Below are 17,843 nucleotides of genomic sequence, written 5' to 3'. Positions count from 1 at the left end.
AATTACCATTAATAAGGAATAACAACATGAAAAATAATAAATTTTTTGCTCTGACAGCATTGGCATTGGCAATGGGATTATCGGTATCGGCTCAGGCGGCTGATGCCTTGCGGGTGGCGGCGGACCCGGTGCCGCATGCAGAAATTCTGGCCCAGATTCAAAAGACGGATCCGTCGCTGAAACTGAAGGTGGTGGAACTGAGCGGTAACGTAAACGCCAATGAGTTACTGGCCAGCGGCGATGTTGACGCTAACTACTTTCAGCACGTGCCTTATCTGCGCGATCAGGAAAAAGCGTTGGGCAAAAAATTCGTGGTGGTAGCCACTGTGCATATCGAACCGCTGGGGATCTATTCCCGCAAATACAAATCGCTTAACGAGGTGAAGGAGAATGCCACCGTGGCGGTGCCAAATAACGCCACGAACCTCAGTCGGGCGCTGTACCTGCTGCAAGGGCAGGGGTTAATCAAACTCAAGGCGGGTTATAACGACCCGGCGAAAGATCAGGCGACACCGAAAGATATCGCCGACAACCCGAAAAAACTGAAGATTAAAGAGATCGAAGCGGCACAAATCCCCCGCTCGCTGGATGACGTCGACCTGGCGGTGATCAATGGTAACTACGCACTGGAAGCAGGGTTGGTGCCATCCCGTGATGCGCTGGGGCTGGAGAGCGCCAGCCATAACCCGTACGCCAACATTCTGGTGACGACACCTGCGTTGCAAGACGATCCGCGCATTAAACAACTGGCGAAGGATTTGGAGTCTAAAGCGACGGCGGATTTCATCAGCCAGCGTTATAAAGGGTCGGTGATTGCGGTGGCGGGGCAATAACGCATGATTCGCATCGAACGGTTGGGAAAACGCTATCCGGGCTGTGCACAACCTGCGTTGGAGAATGTGTCGCTGACGATTCCCTCAGGGGCGGTGTACGGCATTCTCGGGCGTAGTGGTGCGGGCAAGAGTACGTTGATCCGTTGTCTCAATCTACTGGAACGGCCCACCTCGGGCCGTATTCTGATAGATGAGTGTGATATCGCCAGCCTGTCGCCGCGTGAACTACGCCAGCAACGCCAGCGCACCGGAATGATTTTCCAGCATTTTAATTTACTGCATGCCCGTACTGTGCGGGATAACGTGGCAGTACCGCTGGAAATTGCCGGGGTTGGCAAGCTCGAGCGTGAGGAACGGGTAACGGAATTGTTGGCGTTGGTGGGGTTAAGCGACAAGGCGCAGTCTTATCCATCGCAGTTGTCCGGTGGTCAGAAACAGCGAGTCGGCATTGCTCGCGCGCTGGCGGCGCGACCGCGTTATCTGCTGTGTGATGAAGCCACCAGTGCGCTTGACCCGGAGACGACCGCGTCAATACTGGCGTTGCTGGCGGAGATCAACCAACAACTGGGCCTGACGATAGTGCTGATTACCCATGAGTTGGAGGTGGTGAAAGCTATCTGCGACCATGCCGCGTTGCTGGAGCAAGGGCGTGTGGCGGAAAGTGGTGCGTTACGGACCTTACTGGCGGATCCGACTTCCCGTTTGCGACACGCGCTGCTGCCGGATTTAGCCGCTGAACGCGCGTTTCTACGGCGTCATGGCATTGAGGAGAACGGATTATGCAAAGTCGCCTGAGCTGGGACGAGTTTTTCCCGATCATGCTGAACGCGACGCTGGAAACGCTCTATATGGTAGGGTTGGCGGCGCTGTTTACCGTGCTGATCGGTTTGCCGACCGGGGTGTTGCTGTTTATCAGTCGACAGTCCGGTGTTTTGCCGTTGCCGCGTGTCAACGCGGTGCTGGGAAGCGTAATCAACGTTGGACGCTCGCTGCCATTTGTCGTGTTGTTGATTGCCCTGATCCCGTTTACCCGCTGGGTGGTCGGTACCACGTTGGGCAGTACGGCGGCGGTAGTACCCATTGCCGTTGGTGCGTTTCCGTTCTTCGCCCGCATTGTGGAAAATGCGCTGGCCGAGGTGGATAGCGGCCGGATCGAGGCCATTGAATCGATGGGCGGCACCGTCTGGCATGTGATCACCAAAGCGCTATTGCCGGAAGCGCTGCCGTCGATTCTGGCAGGCGTGACGTTGACGGTAGTGATGCTCATCGGTTTTTCGTCAATGGCGGGGGTGATTGGCGGCGGCGGTCTGGGGGATTTGGCTATACGCTACGGTTATCAGCGTTTTAATCAACAAGTGATGGCGGGCACGGTGATCGTACTAGTGTTGCTGGTGCAACTGGTGCAGTCGCTGGGCGACAGGCTGGTACGTCGGCTGGCCTACCGACGATAATTTTTTTATCTTATCCACGATATTGCTGGTATCCAATCGATTGGCTATGAATAACCCTGAACCCGGTAGCCAGTTTATCCACTGCGTGAGAGCAAGAGTTACATAAAACAAACAAAGCACACGGTATTTATTCTGGCTGGGAGGAGAATATAAAATAATCAGGTCGGATGAGTCAGGTAATTTCTAGGAGTATTCCATATTCTTTTTATTTCCAGCTTTGCTTTAATCACTCACGAGGCGGTTACCTGAACGCTTCAGTTATTAACCAGAATATAAAACGTTATGTCTGGTTAATCGCAAATGACTTGTTAAAGGAAATTCATAATGAATATGAAACCTCTGTTTTTAGGCGTTATCCTGGTTGCTTCTTACGCTCACGCTGCATCCACTGAAGTGAGCGCCAAACCGGTAACCGGAACGGCCACCAGCGCGGAAGTGAAAACCACGCCCGTCGCAGACGCTACAGCGAGTCAGGAGGCGAATAACAAAACGCTAACGGCGCAGCAAACGGCTACGGACAAATCGCTCAATAAGCATAGCGATAAAAAAGTGATGCATAAAAAAATCACGACAGAGGAAAAAGAAAAGGCGGCGGCAGAAAAAGTAGGAAAAGAAAAAACAGCGGAACATAAAATAACCGCAGAGAAAAAGAAAAATACCACAGATGAGAAAAAAGAAACGACACCGACAACATCAAGCCCAGCTAAAACAGAATAGTTTTTATTAATTAGAAAAGCATTATGCCAGCCACTGAAGGGAGTCAGTCGTAGCTTAAACGGATAGCTTAAACGGTATTATCGGGCTGGCCCCCTTATTCCCCGGCTGGTCATCGTCTGTTTTTTGCCTGATGCAGAGAACAGGTGCGATGCCCGGCCGGGATTTATTAAAGGGGACTATTTATGCGGCGTATCCGGCTTCACCATAACAATAGCTCCAGATTTACTGCGCCAGCGCGCAGCTCACATCCAGAATTTCTTCCGCTGAACCCCGATTGAACATACCGATGAAGTCACGCCGTACTGCCAGCAGGATCAATTCACCTTGTGCGTTGGCGGTGAGTGCCAGACCGTAGTTTTCCATTTTGTCCCCACGGGCCTGTACATATTGATTGAGCAACTTGAACGGGTCGGCGCGTGTCAGGTCGCTGCCGTTGAGCTTGGTAGCCAGATAGTCGTGCTCCAGTAGCGGCTGGCCGAGGGCAACCCAGTCGTAGCCGATGTGTGCATTTTGGGCACGCAGCGTTTGGTAGACCTCGGGTTTCAGGCAGGAAATATGAATATGCAACTGGCCTTGTGTGCGGCCATACAGCGAATTGACAGCCAACCCCAGCTTATCGTCGCTGATTGGTTTACCCATCTGGCTCGATAGTCTGTCGCGGTAGCTCCAGGCAGCGGCAAAATAAGCGGGTGTGCCGGGTTGCAACAGCAACGGGCTTTCAATACCGCTGATACGGTCGGTCGGGATCAGCAGATTGTGATACGGGCCGCGCCGGTCTTTGAACAGGGCGTAATGACCTTGCAGATTGACATCCAGACAAGGGGCGGGCGAGTGGTTGTTCTGCTGGTTGGGAACGCACTGTTGACTGACGAACTGCCACAAGGCATTACCATTACCGCGCCGGGCGAAAGGTTGCCAGAAATAGAGCAGCAGGGCGACCAACAATAACGTAACGATCAAACCGATAAGGTACTTTTTACGTATCATAACGTTGCGTGTCATAGCGCGATTCCATCAAAGGGGGCTGTCGGGGTATGGGTGACAGTGCCATTGTCGCAAGGCGAGCGTTTTCACGGCTATCCGTTATCAAGATAAATCGTTTCAAGATAAGTCGTTGCCAGGTGGTTCATCGTGTGACGGCTGGTCACATCGTGCCGCGTACAGATGGCGCTATGATGACAACCGCTATAGGGACGACACAGCTTATGCGCTCTCGTTGATCAAGGTGCGGATAGCGCCAACGACCTCCTCAACCAGCAGACTGCGGGCATGCTGGGGCGGGAAAATCGCCATGTAGGCGACGTCGATTTTGGGTTCAAACGGTTTGATCAAAAGTCTGGCTTCGCTGGTGCGGGCGGTAATGGCATCGACAATGCCGACCCCCAACCCGGTACCTGCCATGACACAACAGTGGCGCAGCGAGGTTTCGATTGGGCTTTGCAATACGATGTCTTGCGCGGTGATGGCCTGCGCCAGTTGCTCCCGTAACACGGTTTTGCGCCCAGGCAGTATCGAACGGTGGTAGTTTAGGTCGTCCAGAATAATGCCGGTACGTTCCGCCAGTGGGTGGCCGGGTGCGACAACGGCAACCGCCTGCGCAACGCCCAGCAGTTCAGCCTGCAAGCCTTTGATGGCCGGTGTACTGTTGATAAAGCCAATGTCGTATTGATTACTGAGCACCATTTCGGTGATCGATAATGTACTTTCCACGTCCATCGATAGCGCCACGTCTGGGTATTTTTTCAGCATCGAGGGGAAAATACGTTCGGTACACAGATTGGCAAGCGCGGATACCGCGCCGATGCGCAGGACACTGCCTTTGGCGTGTCGGATATCGTCCGCCACCCGCAGAATGTGGTCCAGCCCCAGATACAGTCGTTCTATTTCACGGAAAAGCTTAAGGGCCTCTTCTCGGGGTTCCAACCCCCGGCCATCCCTGTCAAACAGCTTGAGTTTAACCGCGTATTCAAAATCCTTAATCAGGCGGCTGACCGCCGGTTGGGTAATATTCATGATGTTGGCGGCTTGTGTGATGCCGCCGGTCAAAATCACTTTATGGAATGCTTCAACCTGCCTTAAGTTGATACGGCTCATAGATGTTACCAACCATAATGTTTATTTATGTATTCGGTACAAAATGCGATTTTTAATTATTTTAATCACCACGTAGACTCCATCTACAAGGTTACAGTTTGTCATAGGTTTGAGCAAAACGTGATAAATACGAATGCGAGATGGATCTGAATCTAAAGGAGTAACCATGAAAGGAATGTTGTTTGCCGCCAGTTTGATGACGCTGATGATGCCCATCGCGCAGGCGGCAGATTTGACGATTGGACTCGCGTCATCCACGACCTCGATGGATCCGCAGTTTTATGTCGGCGGTGCGAACAGCGCCATGGCCCGTAATCTATTTGATGGGCTGGTTAACCAAAACGAAAAACAACAGATTGTTCCTGCTCTGGCGGTATCGTGGAAAGCCATTGACGATACGACCTGGCAGTTTGCATTGCGACCCAACGTCAAATTTCACGACGGCACCGATTTTAGCGCCCGGGATGTGGTCGCCAGTGTGAAACGCGTCGCGTTAGCGGCAAAAAATAGCCCCAGTGCCTATACGCCTTACGTGGCGGATATCAGCGAGGTCCGTGAAATCAATCCGCTGACGGTAGAAATCAAAACCAAAGGCCCGGCGGCGCTGTTGCTCAACAATTTAAGCCGTATCGCTATTCTACCGGCTCGTCTGGCTGAGCAGCCGACGGAGGTATTGAACAGCGGTAAAGACGTGATTGGCACCGGCCCATTCAAATTTGTTTCCTACACCCCGGATGACAAGGTGGTGTTGAGCCGAAACGATCATTACTGGGGCGGCAAAGCCGAGTGGGACACCGTTACGCTGCGCGTCATTAAAAACAGCAGTGCCCGTATCGCCGCGTTGCTCTCCGGTGATGTGGACATGATAGAAAGCGTGCCAACGGCGGATCGCGCCACCATTGCCCGTCAACAGGCATTTGTTACGGAGTCGGTGCCGGGTAACCGTATTTTGTATCTGCATCCGGATCAGGACAGAGAGGTATCGCCGTTTGCCAAAGGTGATGACGGTAAAAACCCGTTGCGAAATGTGGCGGTGCGTCAGGCGATGTCGCTGGCTATCAACCGTGATGCACTGGTAGAGCGCATTCTTGACGGTCAGGGGCTGGCGTCGTCACAACTGGTGCCGAAAGGGTATCCGGGTTATTCCGCCAACATACCCGCGCCGGTTTATGACCTGAAGCAGGCAAAACAAAAACTGGCGGTGGCAGGCTACCCGAACGGGTTTACCCTGACGTTCCATGCTTCAAACGACCGTTACCCTAACGACGCCAAAATTGCACAGGCGTTAGGGCAGATGTTCACGCAGGCGGGTATCAAGACCGAGGTGGTCACCATGCCCGGCAACGTCTACTTCGCCAAGGCGGCGCAGCGTGAGTTCAGCCTGGTGATGGGCGGGGCGGCGATCGAAACCGGCGAGGCGTCCGGTGTGTTGGGGCCGTTGCTGGAAACCTTTGGCCCGAATGCCGGGCAGGGGAATCGGGGGCGCTATTCCAATCCTGAATTTGACAAGCTGCTGAGTCAGGCACGCGCCACGCTGAATGAACAGCAACGCGATGCACTGCTGCAGCAGGCAAGTGAATTGGCGATGAAAGAGCAAGGGGTGATCCCACTGCTGTTTCTTTCCAATACCTGGGCAATGAAAAAAGGCTATAGCTACGTGGGCCGCACAGACGGCTACACATTGCCCTATTTTGTTCACAAACAGTAAACGGTGAGTGTTTCACCCGATACTGGTGGTGGATAGAAAAATGTAGTGCGATTTTTACGTTAACACCAGGGTTCTCCCATCAGGCCGTGTCCCGCCGCATTCGTGGTGGGACACCCAGCCTGCAACCTTCAGGATCACTCCATGAGCGGATTCTTCGGCGTATTTCCCTATCTGGTTTCACCGATAAAAGCGAATGGCGAGGTGGACCGCGTCGTCCTCGCTGAACTGGTCGAACACCTTATCAATAGTGGCGTACACGGGTTGACGCCGCTTGGTAGCACCGGTGAGTTCGCGTATCTGACGGAAAAGCAACGCGTTGATGTTGTGAGTACCGTGATGGATACCGCGCGCGGCCGGGTGCCGGTGGTAGCCGGTGTGGCAGCGACAACGATTCAGGATGCGGTCGCCCAGACTCATACCTACCTGAGTCTGGGCGTTGACGGCATTCTGGCGATACTGGAAGCCTATTTCCCGCTGACCGATGCCGGGGTAGAGAGCTACTTCCGGGCCATTGCCGCCGCGGCGCATCCCACGCCGGTGGTGTTGTACACCAACCCGCAATTTCAACGTACCGACCTGAGCCTTCCCGTGATTGAGCGTTTAAGCCATGTGGATAACATTCGCTACATTAAGGATGCCTCCACCAATACTGGCCGGTTGCTCTCGATCATTGAGCGTACCGGTGGTCGCATGCAGGTTTTCTCCGCCTCTGCCCATATTCCCGCCTGCGTGATGCTGATTGGTGGCGTCGGCTGGATGGCCGGTCCAGCCTGTATCGTGCCGCGACAAAGCCTGGCCTTGTATGACGCGGCTAAACAGGGCGACTGGCAGCGGGCGATGGAACTGCAACGTCCGTTGTGGCGGGTAAACGAGATTTTTGCCAAATACTCCGTGGCCGCTTGTATCAAGGCGGCGCTGGAAATGCAGGGTTTTGCCGTTGGCAATCCGATCGCCCCGCAACAGCCGTTAACGCATCACGCCCGCGATGAGATAGCCAGCGTGTTAAAAGAGGTGGGCGCATTGTGAGGTCCATTCCCGTTATTATCGATTGTGATCCCGGTATTGACGACGCGCTGGCACTATTGAGTGCGTTTGTCGCCCCGCAGCTGGCGATTCAAGGCATTACGGTAGTGAATGGCAATCAGCCGTTACCCAACACGCTGCGCAATGCGTTGCAGATAGTTGAACTGGGCGGACGCACCGATATTCCGGTGTTTGCCGGTTGCTGGCAGCCTTTATTACGCGAGCCTATCCACGGTCAGTTTCATGGACAGCATGGTCTGGGCGACAGTGATTTCCCTGCGCCGCGTAAAACCGAGGAACCACAGCATGCGGTTAACTTTCTGATAGCCCGTTGCCGGGCGGCAGCGCAGTGCGGTGAGCGAATTACGCTGTGTTCGCTGGGGCCAATGACGAATCTGGCCAGCGCGTTCAGCATCGCGCCCGATATCGCCGCAGGTATTGAGCGGATTGTATCGATGGGCGGTGCCTGCCGTGAGTTGGGTAACCGAACTATGACATCAGAGTTTAACCTGCTGGCTGACCCGCACGCGGCACACATCGTTTTTTCTCAGGACGTGCCGATGACGCTGTTACCACTGGATGCCACCCATCAGGTGATCCTGACGCCGGAACGTGTCCATGAACTGGTGGCCCATGCCGGACGATTACGCGGCCCGCTGAGTCAACTGATGGCCTTTTGGGATCGTAATGACATCAAACGTTACGGCTCGCGCGGCGGACCGTTGCATGACCCGCTGGTGATTGCCTGGTTACTGCGCCCCGATCTGTTTCGCACTGAACGGGCACGGATACTGGTGGAGCATCAAAGTGAACTGTGCATGGGGCAGAGCGTGATGGATCTTTACGGCAAATCTGGCCTGACACCGAATGTCGACGTGGTGACGGGTGTAGAGGTTGAAGAGGTCATCCGCTTGTTCTGCCAGTTGTTTTCAGTTTATGAAACGTTTTCAGCGTATGACACGTCTTCAATGTATGACGTATCTTCAGCCAATAACAGCCCTTCAACCGATAACAGGCATTCAGCTCATGGAACCACGCGATGACACGCCAGCGAATCATCATTGATACCGACCCCGGCGTCGATGACGCGATTGCGTTGTGGCTGGCGTTGGCCTCGCCGGAGCTGGACGTGCTGGGTATCACCGTAGTGGCTGGTAATGTGGCATTAGAACATGCGCTGGCGAACGCCCGGCGGATCGTGGCGTTGTCTGGTCGTATCGATGTGCCGGTCTTCGCCGGTGCGACAAAGCCGCTGGTTGGTCCACAGCGTTACGGCAAGTATGTTCATATCGGCGCGTTCAGCGATGCGCTGGTACCGGCGGGCGAGTGTCAGGCCATGATGCAGGAACACGCAGTGGAGTTTATCGTGCGTACCGCGCGTCAGGCGGCACAGGAACACAACCCGATTACCTTTTGCGCCATCGGGCCGATGACCAATCTGGCGCTGGCGTTGGTCCAACACCCAGATGTGGCGCGCGGTATCCGCCAGGTGGTGACCATGAGCTGTGCATTTAGCGCACTCGGTCACCGCATGCCGTGGGCGGAATTCAATGTGTATGCCGATCCCCACGCCGCCAGCCGGGTATTTAGCAGCGGTATACCGCTGGTTGTCATGCCGCTAGATATGACCTTTCAGGCGCTGATCACCCAGCAGGAAATCGCCCAATTGCAACGTGATGCCGGGTTACCGGGGCAGGCTATCGCGCGTCTGCTGGAGGCATTTGACCGCAGTGATGTAACGCGCTTCGGGCGCGAAGGCGGCCCGATACATGATGCAACGACGGTGGCGTGGTTACTGCAACCGTCGCTGTTCGCTGGTTGTGAAGCGCGGGTTGGGGTGACGGTTGCTGGTGAAACCGCCGGACACACCTGGGCGGATTTTTATGGCAAGCTGTCGCAGGCACCCAATGCGCAGGTCATGCAGTCGGTCGATGAGCCCGGCTTTTTGTCGTTGCTGGTGCGGGTGCTCAGTCGTTATGGCCGGGCGGATACCCCGTAGCTTCCTGTGTAATCTTCACTGCTAACCACAAGGACTTGTTATGGCTCGTTTTTTACTCAGCCGTTTTTTGCAAACCTTGATAACGCTGGCGGTCATGTCGGTGTTGGTGTTCGCTGGTGTGTATCTGGTTGGTAACCCGGTGGATTTGTTACTGGGCAGCAACGCGACGCCCGCCGAGCGCGACGCGGTGATCCGTGCCTTCGGGCTGGATAAAACCCTGTGGCAGCAGTACCTGCTGTTTGTTACCCATGCCTTGCAGGGTGATTTGGGCAACTCCTTTATTTTTAACCAACCCGCATTACACCTGATTTTGCAACGGATGCCCGCCACGCTGGAGTTGGCACTGGTGGCGTTTTTGCTGTCGCTGCTGGTGGGTATTCCATTGGGGGTGTTCGCCGGTCTGCGACCGGACAGTCTGGCGGCAAAATCGGTGATGACGGTCTCCATTCTGGGGTTTAGCCTGCCAACATTTTGGATTGGCATGATGATGATCATGCTGTTTAGCGTGAAGCTCGGCTGGCTGCCGTCGTCAGGGCGGGGCGAGACGGTAACGGTAGCAGGCGTTCCCCTGAGTCTGCTGACGCTGGATGGCTGGCAACATCTGCTGTTGCCAGCACTGAATCTGGCGCTATTCAAGATTTCACTGATTATTCGTCTGACCCGCGCAGGTGTGCGGGAATGCCTGCAACAGGATTATGTGCGTTTTGCCCGCGCCAAAGGGTTGTCTGAAAGCCGTATCCTATTTGTTCATGTGCTGAAAAACACCCTGATACCGCTGATTACGGTAATTGGTCTGGAATTGGGGTCGTTGATTGCTTTTGCGGTCGTGACCGAAACGATTTACGCCTGGCCGGGGATGGGCAAACTGATTATCGACGCCATCGCCGTGTTGGATCGCCCGGTGATTCTGGCTTACCTGATGATGACGGTGGTGATGTTTAGCCTGATCAACCTGCTGGTGGATGTGCTGTACGCCGTGGTGGATCCGCGTATCCGCTTAGGGGGTGAGTAATGAGCTTGCCAGAGCGTTCGGTGCATACGACGTCTACCCTGCCGGTATCACATTCGGCACTGAGCCGCAGGGTCTTGATACTGTGGCAAGACCGGCTGGCGCGGCTGGGGCTATTTGTGCTGGCGTTGATTGTGGCGCTGTCGCTGCTCGCCCCGTGGATTGCGCCGCAAAACCCCTATGACTTATCGCAGTTGATGATCATGGATAACCGCCTGCCGCCAGGTTCAAGCGGTATGAGCGGGTTAACGTATTGGCTCGGCAGTGATGATCAGGGTCGTGATGTGCTCAGCGCTATTCTCTATGGCACCCGCACCAGCCTGATAGTGGGTGTCAGCAGTGCACTGGTGGCGTTGTGTATCGGTATGGTCGTCGGCTTGTTGAGTGCCTGGCTGGGAGGCAAAACCGATGCGTTGTTGATGCGTATTGTTGATATCCAGCTTAGCTTCCCGCCGATACTGATAGCCCTGATCCTGTTGGCGGTGCTCGGGCAAGGGGTGGATAAAATTATTCTGGCGCTGGTGATCACCCAGTGGGCCTATTACGCCCGTACCCTTCGTGCCTCTGCGCTGTTGGAAAATCGCCGCAACTATGTGGATGCGGCGCGCGGTATGGCCTTTTCCGCCCCACGCATTCTGTTTCGCCATGTGTTGCCCAACTGCCTGCCGCCGCTGATCGTGGTCGCCACGATGCGTATTGCTTACGCCATCATGCTGGAAGCGACGCTGTCGTTTCTCGGCATCGGCCTGCCGATTACCGAACCGTCGCTGGGGCTATTGATAGCTAACGGTTTTGACTATCTGCTGTCTGGTGATTACTGGATTAGCCTGTTTCCCGGCGTGATGCTGCTGTTGCTGATTGTGGCCATCAACCTGATCGGCGACGCCTTGCGTGATGCGCTCAATACCAGACAGGAGGAGTGAGGGGTGAATCAGCCGGTACTGCGCGTTGAACAACTGAATACCGCTTTTCGGGTGAACGGTGAGTGGCTGAAGGTGGTGCAGGATTTGTCATTTGAAATTGGCGAGCGGGAAACCGTGGCGCTGGTGGGGGAATCCGGCTCTGGCAAGAGTGTCACCGCGCTGTCCATCATGCGTTTGCTGGCAGGACCACAGGTGCAAACCCGTGGGCGGGTGCTGTTCGAGGGGCGTGATTTGCTGGCATTACCCGCCCGTGAGATGCAGCGCATTCGTGGCAACCGCATCGGCATGGTGTTTCAGGAACCGATGACCAGCCTCAATCCGGTACTGAAAATCGGCACCCAGATAACGGAAGTGCTGCAACGCCATCGGGGGATGGACCACGCCAGTGCCCGTGCCGAAGCGGTACGCCTGCTGGAAAAAGTGCGTATTCCTGCGGCGCAGGCACGGCTGGATGAGTATCCCCTGAGCTTTTCCGGCGGTATGCGACAGCGGGTGGTGATCGCCATCGCGCTGGCATGCAATCCTCGATTGTTGATTGTCGATGAGCCGACGACGGCGCTGGATGTCACCATTCAGGCGCAGATTCTGTCGTTGATCCAGACGTTGCAGGACGAAGAGGGCATGTCGATTCTGTTCATCACCCACGATATGGGGGTGGTGGCGGAGGTCGCCGATCGCACCATAGTGATGTATCGCGGTGAAGGGGTGGAAATGGCTGAGACCCGCCAGTTATTTCAGGCACCGCAGCATCCTTACAGCAAAACGTTATTTTCTGCCGTACCGCGACTGGGTGACATGGCTGAGAGTCCGCTGCCGCAACGCTTCGCGTTATTCGGGCAACCGACCACGAGCGAACCGCTGCAAGACACCGTCATCGCGGGCGCACCGGTGCTGGCGGTGCGTGATCTGATCAAACGGTTTGAGGTGAAAAACGGCTGGTTGCGGCGGGTGACCGGCCGGGTACACGCGGTGGAGAACGTGTCTTTCAGTCTGCAAGCCGGAGAAACGCTATCGCTGGTGGGCGAGTCCGGCTGTGGCAAATCTACTACCGGGCGCGCTATCTTGCGATTGCTGGAGCCGGATGGCGGTACGGTATCGCTGTGCGGTGAGAACATGCTGAGCGCTGATAAGCCCGCGCTGGCCGCGCTACGGATGCGGGCGCAGATGATTTTTCAGGACCCGTATGACAGCCTCAACCCACGGCTGACCATCGGGCGCGCGATTGCCGAGCCCATGGTCAGTCACGGTCTGGCATCCACCCGGCAGGCACCGCAGAAAGTGGCAGAACTGCTGGAGAGGGTCGGATTACAGGCCGACATGGCGGAGCGCTATCCGCACCAGTTTTCTGGCGGGCAGCGCCAACGGTTATGCATTGCACGGGCGCTGGCACTCAATCCGCAGTTGATCATCGCCGATGAGGCGGTGTCGGCGCTGGACATGACGGTTAAAGCGCAAATCGTCAATCTGTTGCTCGATTTGCAACAACAACTGGGGCTGGCGTATCTGTTTATTTCTCACGACATGGCGGTGGTGGAGCGCATCAGCCATCGTGTGGCGGTGATGTATCAAGGGGAGATTGTGGAGATTGGCCCGCGTCAGGCGGTATTCAACCACCCCCAACATCCGTATACCCGACGCCTGCTGGCTGCTGTGCCGGTGCCTGACCCGCAAAGGCGGGTATACCGCTCACTGCTGGCGGACGAGTTGCATAGCCCGTTGCGTCCTGTGGGTTACCAGCCGCCGGTACGCCGTTATCGGCAGGTAGGCGACGACCATCTGGTGTTATTGTCTTGAAAAAACCGGTCACCCAAGCCGTGATCGTATCGCTTCAGATGTAAAGAGGGCGGCCAGTGATGAATCGCAGAGGATTTCTTACCGCTATATCGACGGCTACCGTGCTCCTGACAGCTGGCCGGGTATTGGGGGTATCATTGGCTGCGCCACGCCCGCGTATCAACCTGTGGGGCAACACCCCGCCGGGCGGCGGTGGCCCCTTTGACCCGCCTCACGTGAGTGCACGAGGTGCGCTTAGCCACATCGCCAACCCATATCTTGAGGTGTTTGCACCGGAAAACCCCAATGGTCAGGCTATCCTGGTGGCGGCGGGTGGCGGTTATCAGCGCATCGAAATGGGCAAAGAGGCCTGGCCTGCCGCCGCCTGGCTGGCAGCGCAGGGGTATACGGCCTATGTTCTGGCGTATCGTCTGCCCGGTGAAGGCTGGCATGACGGCAACCGGGTGGCGTTGCAGGACGCGCAGCGTGCATTACGGGTGATTCGCCACCGGGAACGCCGGGTGGGGGTATTGGGTTTTTCAGCCGGAGGGCACTTGTTGGGCATGGCAGCGCTCAGGCATGAGGCGCTCTATCCCCCTCAGGATGAACTGGATGCGTTGCCGATTCAGGCTGACCATGCTGCGCTGATTTATCCGGTGATTACGCTGGAAAAACCTTATCAGCATACGGCGACGCACCGGGTCTTGGTAGGGCGCGGTGCCAGCGCTGCCATGGAGGCTGAGTGGTCGGTGCAATCCTATGTCTCACAGCACTCGCCCCCCTTTTTTCTGGTGCAGGCAGACGATGATTCGGTGTCCGATCCGCATAATACGTTGATCATGGCGCAGGCCTGCCAGCGCGCTAACGTGCCGGTGGTGATGCAACGTTATCCCGTTGGCGGACACGGTTTTGGACTGGGGGAGCCGGGCTCGCCGGTCGCGGCCTGGCCGTCGGTATACCTGAACTGGCTGCGTCATCAGCATCCCGTCACGCTATTTTAGAAGGAGTATTACGCATGAGTATCATGATGCCGAAGCGCATGACCCGATGGGCCGTAGGCGCACTGGTTGCCGGTGTGATGGCTTCAGTACAGGCGGGAACCACGCAGGCTGACAGCCGGTTGTGTCTGGCGGCGAGCGCACCCTCGGCAGCCGCACTGCTGTCGACCGTTTCCCATCCGCCGTCAGCACAGCCGCAGGCTATCCCGGTTATGCATACCGAAGGAACGCTCCCCCATCAGGGGATTTATGATATTTCAAATGCCGCCCGACGCGATTTTAGCTATATGCGTGATTTGGCGCTGGCGTGGTATCGGGCCGGGGATGCGACATCGCTATCCCGATTGGCAACCTATCTTGATGCCTGGACGACAACTTATCGTCTGAGCTTTAACCCTATCGATGAAACCAGTCTGGATGGACTGATTGATGCGTATCAACTGACTGGTGATGCGTTGCCGGAGGCGACACGGACGCGTACCCGACGTTTTCTTAACGAGATGACCACCGGTTACCTGCAACAGATGCAGGCGCATCAGCAGGATAAGCGCGGGACCTGGAGTAATAATTGGCAAAGCCACCGCGTTAAGCTCTTGACGATGGGGGCGGCCGTACTGGGGGATGTCCACCTGATGGCGGCGGCGCAAGAGGCGTTTATTCGCCAGTTGAATGCCAACATCCGCCCTGATGGTGAAGTGTTGGATTTCAGCCAGCGTGATGCGCTGCATTATGTGGTGTATGACCTTGAACCATTGGTACGTGCCGCCCTGTCGGCGCGAACACAAGGGCATGACTGGCTTGATCTGAAAGGCGCGGAAAGGCAAAGCCTGCGTGGGGCGCTGGCGTGGCTTACCCCGTATGCCGAGGGGGTGAAAACTCACCAGGAATTTGCCCGTACCACGGTGAAATTTGACATCGCACGGCGACAAGCGGGGGTGTCTGGGTTTGATGGTATCTGGCCTGCCAAAACGGCGGCGGCCCTGTACTGGTCAGCCAGTTTGCTGGATACCCGTTATCTGGAGACGGCTCGCAAGCTGAACGCCACGCCGCCCCGATGGTTATGGGCGGCGGTATCGTGCCGGTAAGCGGTACCTGGCGGTTTACCCCGCCAGTAACTGGCCGTAGCGGGCCAGATCAAGGTTGCCGCCACTGACGATAATACCGACACGTTTCCCCCGCAGTTCGTGCTGGCTGGCACGGGCTGCGGCGAAGCCGAGACAGCCGGTCGGCTCGACCACCATCTTCATCCGCTCGGCAAAAAAACGCATCGCTGTGACCAGTTCATCATCACTGACGGTTAAGATGTCATCCACATGCTTGCGAATCAACGCGAAGGTGTATTGACCCAGATGCTGCGTCTGAGCGCCGTCGGCGAGGGTGTTGGGCGTATCGATATGTACGATGTGGCCGCAACGAAAAGACTGCTGACCATCGTTACCGGCTTCAGGCTCGACGCCGTATACCCGACAACCGGGTGACAGTTGACGTGCCGACAGCGCTGAACCGGATAGCAACCCACCGCCACCCATACAAACGAACAGGGCATCCAGCTCACCGACCTCCTCGAACAGCTCTTTAGCTGCCGTTCCTTGCCCGGCAATAATATGTGGATGGTCAAAGGGCGGAATCAACGTCATGCCATGCTGTTGCGCCAGTTCACGCCCGATAGCTTCACGGTCTTGCGTGTAACGATCGAAGGTCACCACCTGTGCGCCGTACCCTTTGGTGGCGGCTATCTTGGCCGCGGGTGCATCCTGCGGCATGACGATGGTAGCGGGTATCCCCAGCAGTGTTGCCGACATGGCGATCGCCTGCGCGTGGTTACCGGAGGAGAACGCCACCACACCGGCCACTTTTTGCTCAGGGGTAAATTGCAACAGCGCGTTCATCGCGCCGCGAAATTTAAACGCCCCCATGCGCTGGAAGTTTTCGCATTTGAAGTAAATCTCTGCGCCGAGCGCGTCGTTGGCGGTACGGGAGGTGAGAACCGGCGTGCGGTGGGCATATCCGGCAATCCGCTCACTGGCGGCGGCGACGTCGTCATAACTAGGCAGAACAAGCTGGCTCATGGCGGTTCCTTTATATAAACGATTTATCCAGTTTTAAACAAAATGTCTTATTTTTATAGCCGGTATTGTAGCCATTGCCAACCGTTTTTCGCAGGCAGTCAGGCTTTTCTGTCTGAATGCCACACTGGCCTGGTTTGACATAACGTCTATTTATAAATAATTTATCCAGCAATAAAAGGTGAAGGAGAAACAGGGTGACGCATCTGCCAGACTCGATACTGCTTGAGCAGCTCAATACCATTGCAGAAGGACTGGGGGAGACCTTTGCACCGTTTTGCGAGGTGGTGATCCATGACCTGAAAAACCCGGAGCACTCGATTCTGGCGATTTACAACAATTTGTCCGGGCGGGAAATCGGTCAGTCAGCTACCGAGCTGGGGTTGGCGCGTATCGCGTCGCCGGAATTTCCCGGTGTTGTGGCTAATTATGCCAATCAGTTTGCCGATGGCCGCCCGGTAAAAAGCACCTCGATAGGCATCAAGGACGCCAGCGGCGAGTATGTCGCTTCTTTGTGCCTGAATGTGGATATGACACTGTTTCGCGGCATCCAGCACGCCTTCGCGCATTTTAATCAGGTCAATAGCGGCGTGCTTAACGAAAGTCTGGAACCGTCCGGTGCCGAAGCGATCCGTCAACGTATCGACCAATTTGCGGCGCGTCTGGCGACCACACCGCGCGCACTGAAGGCACCGGAGCGGCGTCTGCTGATGCAGGAACTGCGCGAAAGCGGTTTACTCGACGTGAAAAAATCGATGGAGACGATTGCGCAGCATCTGGGTATTTCACGCGCTTCCGTTTATAGCTATGCCCGCTAGCCCTGGCTGGAACAGGCCATCGTCGCGGTAGCCGTGAACCTGCGTCATGCTGCTCGAATAATGTAAGGTACAGCGAGCTAATCCTCATCAGAAGAAAGATCATTTTCTTATGATCTTCTTATTATTCTATTGATTATTTCTGTTAACTCTCACGCCTCAGTCATTTTAAATCGGTACCTATTTATACCCTAAATAATTCGAGTTGCAGGAAGGCGGCAAGAGAGTGAATCCCGATGAGCTTACACAGGTAAGTGATTCGGGTGAACGAACGCCGCCAACACACCTGCAACTTGCAGTATGACGGGTATATATAGGCAGGTAATAACAACACACATAATCAAATCTGCCATTCATCACAGGATGCAGAACATTTGCTGCGGGAATATGGTGGAGAAATGACCGGTGGTCTATGCTTTTCAAAACAGGAAGAT

General features: G+C 55.7%; 17 protein-coding genes. 14 read left to right on the top strand and 3 right to left on the bottom strand.

The genetic code is table 11. From position 1 onward, the window contains the following. Positions 1–26 precede the first annotated feature (26 nt). The 4 genes from DD586_RS12560 (at position 27) to DD586_RS12545 (ending at position 3,001) form a co-directional block, all read left to right on the top strand. Complete coding sequence (locus DD586_RS12560) at positions 27–833, top strand: MetQ/NlpA family ABC transporter substrate-binding protein (RefSeq protein WP_012885201.1); 807 nt, start codon at positions 27–29, stop codon at positions 831–833. Positions 834–836: 3 nt separating this feature from the next. Further along, entirely contained in the window at positions 837–1,628 is a 792-nt protein-coding gene (locus tag DD586_RS12555) for a methionine ABC transporter ATP-binding protein (protein ID WP_012885200.1), read from the top strand. Continuing rightward, positions 1,613–2,284 carry a methionine ABC transporter permease gene (locus tag DD586_RS12550; protein ID WP_012885199.1) on the top strand — a complete coding sequence of 224 codons (672 nt, stop codon included), beginning with the start codon at positions 1,613–1,615 and terminating at the stop codon, positions 2,282–2,284. Before DD586_RS12555 ends, DD586_RS12550 begins: the two co-directional genes overlap by 16 nt. Before the next feature lie 324 nt (positions 2,285–2,608). Beyond that, entirely contained in the window at positions 2,609–3,001 is a 393-nt protein-coding gene (locus DD586_RS12545) for a hypothetical protein (protein WP_012885198.1), read from the top strand. A gap of 222 nt (positions 3,002–3,223) precedes the next feature. Here DD586_RS12545 and DD586_RS12540 read toward each other — a convergent pair whose 3' ends face one another. Beyond that, positions 3,224–4,003: a CDP-diacylglycerol diphosphatase gene (locus tag DD586_RS12540; protein ID WP_012885197.1), complete on the bottom strand. Its 780-nt coding sequence runs from the start codon at positions 4,001–4,003 to the stop codon at positions 3,224–3,226. A gap of 201 nt (positions 4,004–4,204) precedes the next feature. Then, positions 4,205–5,095, bottom strand: coding sequence for a LysR substrate-binding domain-containing protein (locus DD586_RS12535; protein ID WP_012885196.1), 891 nt, complete (start codon positions 5,093–5,095; stop codon positions 4,205–4,207). Between the two features lie 166 nt (positions 5,096–5,261). Between DD586_RS12535 and DD586_RS12530 the strand changes: the two genes are divergently transcribed. The 9 genes from DD586_RS12530 to DD586_RS12490 all read left to right on the top strand — a co-directional run bounded on the left by DD586_RS12530 (position 5,262) and on the right by DD586_RS12490 (position 15,613). Further along, entirely contained in the window at positions 5,262–6,803 is a 1,542-nt protein-coding gene (locus DD586_RS12530) for an ABC transporter substrate-binding protein (protein WP_012885195.1), read from the top strand. Positions 6,804–6,944: 141 nt separating this feature from the next. Continuing rightward, a complete protein-coding gene (locus DD586_RS12525; RefSeq protein WP_012885194.1) occupies positions 6,945–7,829 on the top strand; it encodes a dihydrodipicolinate synthase family protein in 885 nt (294 codons plus the stop codon). Continuing rightward, positions 7,826–8,869 (top strand): nucleoside hydrolase, encoded by a 1,044-nt coding sequence (locus tag DD586_RS12520; protein ID WP_012885193.1) that lies wholly within the window; start codon positions 7,826–7,828, stop codon positions 8,867–8,869. Before DD586_RS12525 ends, DD586_RS12520 begins: the two co-directional genes overlap by 4 nt. Then, positions 8,866–9,825: a nucleoside hydrolase gene (locus DD586_RS12515; protein ID WP_012885192.1), complete on the top strand. Its 960-nt coding sequence runs from the start codon at positions 8,866–8,868 to the stop codon at positions 9,823–9,825. Before DD586_RS12520 ends, DD586_RS12515 begins: the two co-directional genes overlap by 4 nt. A 40-nt stretch (positions 9,826–9,865) precedes the next feature. Then, positions 9,866–10,837 carry an ABC transporter permease gene (locus DD586_RS12510; protein WP_012885191.1) on the top strand — a complete coding sequence of 324 codons (972 nt, stop codon included), beginning with the start codon at positions 9,866–9,868 and terminating at the stop codon, positions 10,835–10,837. Continuing rightward, on the top strand, positions 10,837–11,757 hold the full coding sequence (locus tag DD586_RS12505; protein ID WP_012885190.1) for an ABC transporter permease: 921 nt from the start codon (positions 10,837–10,839) through the stop codon (positions 11,755–11,757). The genes DD586_RS12510 and DD586_RS12505 overlap by 1 nt, the downstream gene beginning before the upstream one ends. Positions 11,758–11,760: 3 nt before the next feature. Next, positions 11,761–13,551 (top strand): ABC transporter ATP-binding protein, encoded by a 1,791-nt coding sequence (locus DD586_RS12500; RefSeq protein ID WP_012885189.1) that lies wholly within the window; start codon positions 11,761–11,763, stop codon positions 13,549–13,551. Between the two features lie 59 nt (positions 13,552–13,610). After that, positions 13,611–14,531 (top strand): alpha/beta hydrolase, encoded by a 921-nt coding sequence (locus DD586_RS12495; protein ID WP_012885188.1) that lies wholly within the window; start codon positions 13,611–13,613, stop codon positions 14,529–14,531. 14 nt (positions 14,532–14,545) lie between these two features. Continuing rightward, positions 14,546–15,613: an alginate lyase family protein gene (locus DD586_RS12490; protein ID WP_012885187.1), complete on the top strand. Its 1,068-nt coding sequence runs from the start codon at positions 14,546–14,548 to the stop codon at positions 15,611–15,613. Positions 15,614–15,628: 15 nt separating this feature from the next. Here the strand turns inward: DD586_RS12490 and DD586_RS12485 are convergent, their stop codons facing one another. Continuing rightward, on the bottom strand, positions 15,629–16,597 hold the full coding sequence (locus DD586_RS12485; protein WP_012885186.1) for a threo-3-hydroxy-L-aspartate ammonia-lyase: 969 nt from the start codon (positions 16,595–16,597) through the stop codon (positions 15,629–15,631). Between the two features lie 194 nt (positions 16,598–16,791). On the opposite strand from DD586_RS12485, the gene DD586_RS12480 reads away from it, so the two are divergent. Continuing rightward, the gene (locus tag DD586_RS12480) at positions 16,792–17,412 is read left to right on the top strand and encodes a helix-turn-helix transcriptional regulator (protein WP_012885185.1); all 621 of its coding nucleotides are present in this window, start codon (positions 16,792–16,794) and stop codon (positions 17,410–17,412) included. Positions 17,413–17,843: the final 431 nt, after the last annotated feature.

The sequence above is a fragment of the Dickeya parazeae Ech586 genome, assembly GCF_000025065.1.
In the GTDB taxonomy this organism is placed as follows: domain Bacteria; phylum Pseudomonadota; class Gammaproteobacteria; order Enterobacterales; family Enterobacteriaceae; genus Dickeya; species Dickeya zeae.
Note: the sequence above shows the minus strand (reverse complement) of the source record. Positions and strands in the feature narration are given on the sequence as shown.

What these genes read in the sequence shown, in the direction of transcription:
- DD586_RS12560 (WP_012885201.1), top strand. Translation starts at nt 27, where the DNA reads ATGAAAAATAATAAATTTTTTGCTCTGACAGCATTGGCATTGGCAATG.
- DD586_RS12535 (WP_012885196.1), bottom strand. Translation starts at nt 5,095, where the DNA reads ATGAGCCGTATCAACTTAAGGCAGGTTGAAGCATTCCATAAAGTGATT.
- DD586_RS12510 (WP_012885191.1), top strand. Translation starts at nt 9,866, where the DNA reads ATGGCTCGTTTTTTACTCAGCCGTTTTTTGCAAACCTTGATAACGCTG.
- DD586_RS12525 (WP_012885194.1), top strand. Translation starts at nt 6,945, where the DNA reads ATGAGCGGATTCTTCGGCGTATTTCCCTATCTGGTTTCACCGATAAAA.
- DD586_RS12505 (WP_012885190.1), top strand. Translation starts at nt 10,837, where the DNA reads ATGAGCTTGCCAGAGCGTTCGGTGCATACGACGTCTACCCTGCCGGTA.
- DD586_RS12540 (WP_012885197.1), bottom strand. Translation starts at nt 4,003, where the DNA reads ATGACACGCAACGTTATGATACGTAAAAAGTACCTTATCGGTTTGATC.
- DD586_RS12545 (WP_012885198.1), top strand. Translation starts at nt 2,609, where the DNA reads ATGAATATGAAACCTCTGTTTTTAGGCGTTATCCTGGTTGCTTCTTAC.
- DD586_RS12485 (WP_012885186.1), bottom strand. Translation starts at nt 16,597, where the DNA reads ATGAGCCAGCTTGTTCTGCCTAGTTATGACGACGTCGCCGCCGCCAGT.
- DD586_RS12515 (WP_012885192.1), top strand. Translation starts at nt 8,866, where the DNA reads ATGACACGCCAGCGAATCATCATTGATACCGACCCCGGCGTCGATGAC.
- DD586_RS12530 (WP_012885195.1), top strand. Translation starts at nt 5,262, where the DNA reads ATGAAAGGAATGTTGTTTGCCGCCAGTTTGATGACGCTGATGATGCCC.
- DD586_RS12490 (WP_012885187.1), top strand. Translation starts at nt 14,546, where the DNA reads ATGAGTATCATGATGCCGAAGCGCATGACCCGATGGGCCGTAGGCGCA.
- DD586_RS12555 (WP_012885200.1), top strand. Translation starts at nt 837, where the DNA reads ATGATTCGCATCGAACGGTTGGGAAAACGCTATCCGGGCTGTGCACAA.
- DD586_RS12495 (WP_012885188.1), top strand. Translation starts at nt 13,611, where the DNA reads ATGAATCGCAGAGGATTTCTTACCGCTATATCGACGGCTACCGTGCTC.
- DD586_RS12550 (WP_012885199.1), top strand. Translation starts at nt 1,613, where the DNA reads ATGCAAAGTCGCCTGAGCTGGGACGAGTTTTTCCCGATCATGCTGAAC.